This window comes from Aestuariivirga sp. (genome assembly GCF_046093005.1).
Taxonomy (GTDB): Bacteria; Pseudomonadota; Alphaproteobacteria; order Rhizobiales; family Aestuariivirgaceae; genus Aestuariivirga.
Window position 1 is genome coordinate 1 of the sequence record NZ_JBJTER010000206.1, and the last position, 5,219, is coordinate 5,219.

At 65.4% G+C, this 5,219-nt stretch carries 8 protein-coding genes; 2 read left to right on the top strand and 6 right to left on the bottom strand.

Translation table 11 applies throughout. The features are described from left to right. The first annotated feature begins 329 nt into the window (after positions 1-329). Positions 330-554: a hypothetical protein gene (locus tag ACKOED_RS17270; RefSeq protein WP_408917865.1), complete on the top strand. Its 225-nt coding sequence runs from the start codon at positions 330-332 to the stop codon at positions 552-554. Then, positions 551-961: a type II toxin-antitoxin system VapC family toxin gene (locus ACKOED_RS17275; RefSeq protein WP_408917866.1), complete on the top strand. Its 411-nt coding sequence runs from the start codon at positions 551-553 to the stop codon at positions 959-961. The genes ACKOED_RS17270 and ACKOED_RS17275 overlap by 4 nt, the downstream gene beginning before the upstream one ends. A 148-nt stretch (positions 962-1,109) precedes the next feature. Here the strand turns inward: ACKOED_RS17275 and ACKOED_RS17280 are convergent, their stop codons facing one another. From ACKOED_RS17280 to ACKOED_RS17305, 6 genes are all read right to left on the bottom strand, one after another. Further along, positions 1,110-1,688, bottom strand: coding sequence for a phage baseplate assembly protein V (locus tag ACKOED_RS17280; protein WP_408917867.1), 579 nt, complete (start codon positions 1,686-1,688; stop codon positions 1,110-1,112). Continuing rightward, positions 1,681-2,481, bottom strand: coding sequence for a hypothetical protein (locus ACKOED_RS17285; protein WP_408917868.1), 801 nt, complete (start codon positions 2,479-2,481; stop codon positions 1,681-1,683). Before ACKOED_RS17285 ends, ACKOED_RS17280 begins: the two co-directional genes overlap by 8 nt. 143 nt (positions 2,482-2,624) lie before the next feature. Continuing rightward, on the bottom strand, positions 2,625-3,041 hold the full coding sequence (locus ACKOED_RS17290) for a hypothetical protein (RefSeq protein WP_408917869.1): 417 nt from the start codon (positions 3,039-3,041) through the stop codon (positions 2,625-2,627). Positions 3,042-3,055: 14 nt separating this feature from the next. Continuing rightward, on the bottom strand, positions 3,056-4,087 hold the full coding sequence (locus ACKOED_RS17295) for a major capsid protein (RefSeq protein WP_408917870.1): 1,032 nt from the start codon (positions 4,085-4,087) through the stop codon (positions 3,056-3,058). Positions 4,088-4,105: 18 nt separating this feature from the next. Then, a complete protein-coding gene (locus tag ACKOED_RS17300) occupies positions 4,106-4,477 on the bottom strand; it encodes a head decoration protein (RefSeq protein WP_408917871.1) in 372 nt (123 codons plus the stop codon). A 14-nt stretch (positions 4,478-4,491) separates the two neighbouring features. Then, positions 4,492-5,219, bottom strand: a 728-nt coding sequence (locus ACKOED_RS17305; RefSeq protein ID WP_408917872.1) for a S49 family peptidase, incomplete at its 5' end; no start/stop codon positions are given.

Sequence of the window (5,219 nt, forward strand, 5' to 3'; positions counted from 1 at the left end):
GCTCTCATGAAGCTCTGGCAGCCGGACGAGCGTGCCAAGCCGCAGCTCGTATTCCGCCTGGCGTTCGGTCAGGTCGAGAACGGTCCCGACCCCGGTGTTGCGATGGGCCGCGACGAAGGGGCCCGCCCTCTCGGTGATGGCGTAGCGTGGCATGTGGTCTAGCCCTTTGTTGGTGAGGGATTTTCCGACGGATTTCCGGAAACAATTGCATTCAAGCCGCATTTCCTGTAAGTCTCCCGAAATTGTTCACCCCATCCCAGGAGGCTATTGTGGCTACCGCACGGAAGACCCCGGTCGACACATTTCGAAAACGTCTTCGCCAGAAGGGAATGGTTCGCGTCGAGATTCACGTCCAGAAAGACGATGCCGTTCTCGTCAAAAGCGTTGCGCGCGCCTTGGGTGACCCGAGGACAGCAGCCCAGGTGCGTACGATCCTCAAGGCCCGCTTCACAAAGCCTGCACAAGCCGGATTGAAGGCTCTCCTCGCCTCTGCCCCGCTTGAGGGCGTCGAACTTGAGCGCCCCCGTGACATGGGACGGGAAATCGAACTGTGAAATACCTCGTCGATACCAATGTGATTTCCGAGATCCGGAAGGGCAGCCGCTGCAATCGTGGGGTCTCGGCCTGGTATGCGACGGTGGTTGATGAGGACCTGTGCATCAGTGTTCTTGTCCTCGGTGAAATCCGCAAAGGCATCGAGTTGCGAAGGTCGCGCGACCCTCGGCAGGCGCAAGTACTGGAGGAATGGCTCTACTCTGTGACCGAAGCTTTCGGCGAGCGAGCGCTGCCAATCGAAACCGCGATCACGGATGAATGGGGCCGCCTAAATGCCGTGCGGCCAATTCCTGTCCTCGACGGCCTCCTGGCCGCTACCGCAATGGTCCACGGTTTGACCCTCGTCACGCGAAACGAATCCGACGTTGTTGGTCTTGGCGCAGCGGTACTGAACCCCTTCACCTGAACCCTTGCTCCGAGCAAGAGCGGTGAGAACGCGACCCGGAACGGCCCAGGTCCTATTCACCGCATGTTTTGCGGAGATGGGCCTTCTTATTCTCCGCATCTTGCAGAGATCAGACCTTTCCTCCTTAGCAGCACTCGACGAGCTCCCTTTAGTTCGCCGGCACGTCCGTCAGACCGCCGCCGGGCACCACGCCGCCATGAATATGGGTGGCGCCGATGTTCCTGCCGTCATGCGTGACCCTGCCGCCGGTGATAGCCACGCCTGAATCGGTGATTTCAACGTTGACGCCGCCAACCTTGATCGTCACGGCGGCGGAGGTGAGTTTCAGGCGGGCGGCGCCAGCAACGACCTCGCAGAGGCCGTCCCTGATGGTGGCGGTGACATTCCCATAGGTGAGGACGTTCTCGTCGCCCCTGGAAGATGGTGATCTGTTGTGATCGCTCCAGGTCATCGGCAGCGCCACGGCCTGCTGCCAGTCGCCGTTGGGCGACAGCGCCGTGAACTGCTGGCCCTTCGACGGAGGCGTGTGGACCTTCAGCGCACCGGCGATCTGGGCGTAGGGCACCCAGGGCGACAGGAAGGGCTTGCCGTCGATATCCTTCCCGAAGTTGAGCCTGACGCGCTGGCGACCGGCATCGATCTCCTCCACCGTCCCGTGGCGCATCACGCCCGAGAAGCGGCGCTCGAGTTCAGCGATGCGGGCGGCCAGCTCAACGACCTCACGCATCGGCGATACGGGCCAGCGCGGTGTGATGATTTACGATCACCGGGTCCACGCCGCCCGTGAGGATGGCTTCCTCGAGGACTTCCGGGTCTTCCGGGAGATCCAGCACCGGTCCGAGGCCGATGGCATCGGCGGTTTCGAGGTGGATGCCCAGCATGTTTGCCGCCCGCCGCCAGCCGGCCAGCGGAGAGCCCTCGATTTCGGCGCGGAGCATGCGGGCGACCGGCGCCAGACCGGTGTCCGCCGCCATCACCGCGAGCAGGTCGGCCCATGCCGTTCCGGCAGCGATGGGTGCGCCATCTGTTGGAGCCTCGATCAGGTCACAGGTGAGGACGATCTGCCGCGCGGCGAAGCGCACGCCCTTCTCGACCGAGGCGCCCCGGCGCGACAGCCGGCGTGACACGCGCGGTACGAGTTTCATCCAGACGCGCGACCAGTCGCTCCGCCCCCGCGTCAGCGCCGCCATGACCTGATGCTCCATGAGATCGAGCGCCAGTTCCATCCCCTCGTCGGTGTGCGGGATGGTGATGACGCTCTCCTCACCCGCAACCTCGACCCGCGCCGCAATGGCGGCCTCGATGACAAGGTCGCAGGAAACATTCCCGTGGAACAGCTCCCGCCCCGTCACCTCCATCTCGTGATCGTCGGTGGTCACGATCAGGATGGGCTGCCGCTCCTCGGCGATGGTCTGGTCGATGGGCGCGATGGCGCTGTCATGGACTCGCCCCTCGGCCAGCGTGGCACCGCGCAGGGCGCGCGCCGAGGCGATGCGCATGGCAAGACGGGCGAGGCTCATGCCGAAACTCCTTCAATGCCGGAAACCTTCCAGACCGGAAGGTTATTCTCGATCAACGCCAGAACCGGGGCGTGTCGCAGACCGGAACATGCCCCTTCCCCCGCAATCGCCCCCCGCAATGCTTCGTTGCGGAACGCCAATACTCACTCGGCCACATCCTCCCGGACGAGAACAAGGTTGAGATCGCCCATGCTGGTCGGATGAATGGCGGCAATGGCGTAGCACGGGCTTCCGCATCGCTCCGGCAATCTGATCTGATCGCCCCTGGCGGGCCGGAACCCCAGTTCCGCAACCTGCGCGGCGGCAATCCAGAAGGCGGTCTGCTCGGAGACGAGCCGCGTGGCGCCGGCGAACGCCCCACCCCGGCCTTGGCCCCGGAGGTCGGAGGCCGCCGCAAGGGCCGAGAAGATGCCCCTGACTTTCACCGCCATACGGTCCGTATCGGCGGCGGCCTCGACATACTGATTGCCTTGCCGCGGGATCAGCACGGCCTCTTCACCGAACCCCTCGATTGCCGCGTCAGACGCCAGCGCATCGAGGGCATCAAAGGCCGAGGTCACCAGCGGACTCCGGCTCAGGTCCGCTTGCCAGGGATCAGCACGCGGGGACGGGTGCAGTAGTGCAGCGCGTTCATCTGGAACTCCAGATTGACACCCTTGCCGTTCATCATCTCCCACTGCTTGCCGTAGAGGCGCTGGCCGGGGGTGTTGACCGTCTCGATGTAGTCGGCCGGGCCATAGACCGTACGGAACAGGCCCGGCACGCCCATCGGGAACAGGTGACACTTGTTGGTGTCGATCCCGACACTGCCGCCGCCCCGGTAGTTCGCCCAGGTTATTCCGCCGAAGTCGAAGGAGCCATGAAGCCCACCGGCACCCGGATTGATATAGGCTCCGCGCAGGCTCGCGGCGTCGGCATAGCCCTTGTAGGTATCGCGCACCTCCCTGTGGGCGATGAGATCGTCGAAGAAGGTGTCGCCGCACAGCGCCGTGACGCCGGTATAGGGAATGCCATCCAGCGTCGTGGCCATCTGGCGGATGACGCCCGCGCACTTCTTGCGGAGAACACCCTCGGCCGGGGTGGCGTTGTCGAGGTCGAAGTCGATCTCGGCAGCGGGGGTTTCGCCGAACTCGGTGAAGTAGTCGAAGAGCACCGCCCCGTCGGCGTCGAGAAGACGGCCGGTCTTCAGGATGTTGATGCGGTGGTATTCCTCGGTGAGGGCGAAGAACTGCGAGGCCTCCGCCGCGCGCTCGGCGATCTTGGACTGCAGGCGCTCGACGGCCACCTCCTCGCCGAAGACCCGGACCTGCTGGACCTCATCGGCATTGATCGCGTCGTCCACCTGGAAGTGCGGAACCCGCAGGGTGCGCATCGACCGCTTGCCCTTGCCGAAGGTCTGGCCCGGCCCGCCGCGGGGGCTTGCCTGGATCAGCATGCCGTTCTGGGCCTTGTCTTTCTCGATGGCGATATCGAGCGTATCGATGCTCACCGTCTGGAAGAGGCCCATCTGGCCGATGGCCGAGGGGACATAGGAGATCTCGCGGAGCGCATCGGTGAGGCGCATGACGCTGAAGGCGTCCTGGGTGAAGATATTGAGAATGGACATGTCTGGATTCCTCCGGGATCAGCGCACGATGACGCCGAGGATGGCAAGGCCTGCGTTCGCGGCGGCCTTTTCCGCGGGCTGGTCACGATCGGCATGGTAGGTGAGGCATTTGCCGTTCACCTCGGCGTCGCGGACGATGGCCGACACGGTGGCGCTGGCTGCGGATGCATCGGCGCCATGGATTGCAATGGCGGCAGGTACCTGGCTGCCATCGCTCGCGCCGACAGCGCTGGCGGCATACCTGCCGCTGGCGGTGATCCTGCCGAGCACAGTTCCGGCTGCGATGATGCCGGCGCCGCTGGCGATGGTTACGGCCTCGCGCGAGCGATGGCCGTTCGCTTCCGAGAGGATGAACTCCCCGGGATGGCGGGTTTCGACGAGGACTGTCATGTCTGTTGCTCCTTTCAGGCGCGGGCGAAGCGGCGGTTGGCGTTGGCGATGGCCCGCTTCCAGCCCTCTTCAGCACGCGCGGTGGGGTTGGGACGGCCGTCACGGCTGGAGCCGAATTCGGGGCCGGCGGCGGCGCGCTGGGCGAGCGCCTCGATGCGGGTCTCCTTCGGCGAGGCCGCGAGGATCTTCCCGGCCTCGGTCACGGAGAGGGCTGTCTCGGTCGCCAGCATGAGGGCCTGCTTGCCTCGCCCTTCGGCGGCCTCGCAGTTCACGATGGCGCGGATGCGGGCGCGCTCTTCAAGGCGCGCGGCGGCAACTGCCTCGTCCAGCCGGATGGCTGGGTGCGGTACCGGCGCCTCGAGCCGCACAGGCTGTGCCGGTGCAAGCGGTGCTGCCGGGGCTGCTTCCGCAGCCACAGCAATGTCTTCTGTGCTCATGGATATCCCTCCTTTGCGAGCGGTGCGCCCGGATGGGCGGGTGGTCTGTGAACGCGTCTGTTCGGAAAGAGACGCCAGCACCTCGTCGAAGCTGGCGATACGGTCGGCGAGGCCGAGTGCGATGGCCTCCGCGCCGATGAAAGTGCGAGCCTCCGTGGCGCGGGCCATGTCGGCGGTGAGCCTGCGGCCGCGGCCTTGGGCCACCGTGTCGAGGAACTGGCGGTAATGGGCGTCGACACTGGCCTGCAGGTCGGCGCGCACGGCGTCGGACAAGGGCTCAAACGGGTTCCCGTCGACCTTGTGAC

Excerpts from the sequence above, each read along its gene's own strand:
- ACKOED_RS17270 (WP_408917865.1), top strand. The coding sequence starts at position 330 with ATGGTTCGCGTCGAGATTCACGTCCAGAAAGACGATGCCGTTCTCGTC.
- ACKOED_RS17280 (WP_408917867.1), bottom strand. The coding sequence starts at position 1,688 with ATGCGTGAGGTCGTTGAGCTGGCCGCCCGCATCGCTGAACTCGAGCGC.
- ACKOED_RS17285 (WP_408917868.1), bottom strand. The coding sequence starts at position 2,481 with ATGAGCCTCGCCCGTCTTGCCATGCGCATCGCCTCGGCGCGCGCCCTG.
- ACKOED_RS17295 (WP_408917870.1), bottom strand. The coding sequence starts at position 4,087 with ATGTCCATTCTCAATATCTTCACCCAGGACGCCTTCAGCGTCATGCGC.
- ACKOED_RS17300 (WP_408917871.1), bottom strand. The coding sequence starts at position 4,477 with ATGACAGTCCTCGTCGAAACCCGCCATCCCGGGGAGTTCATCCTCTCG.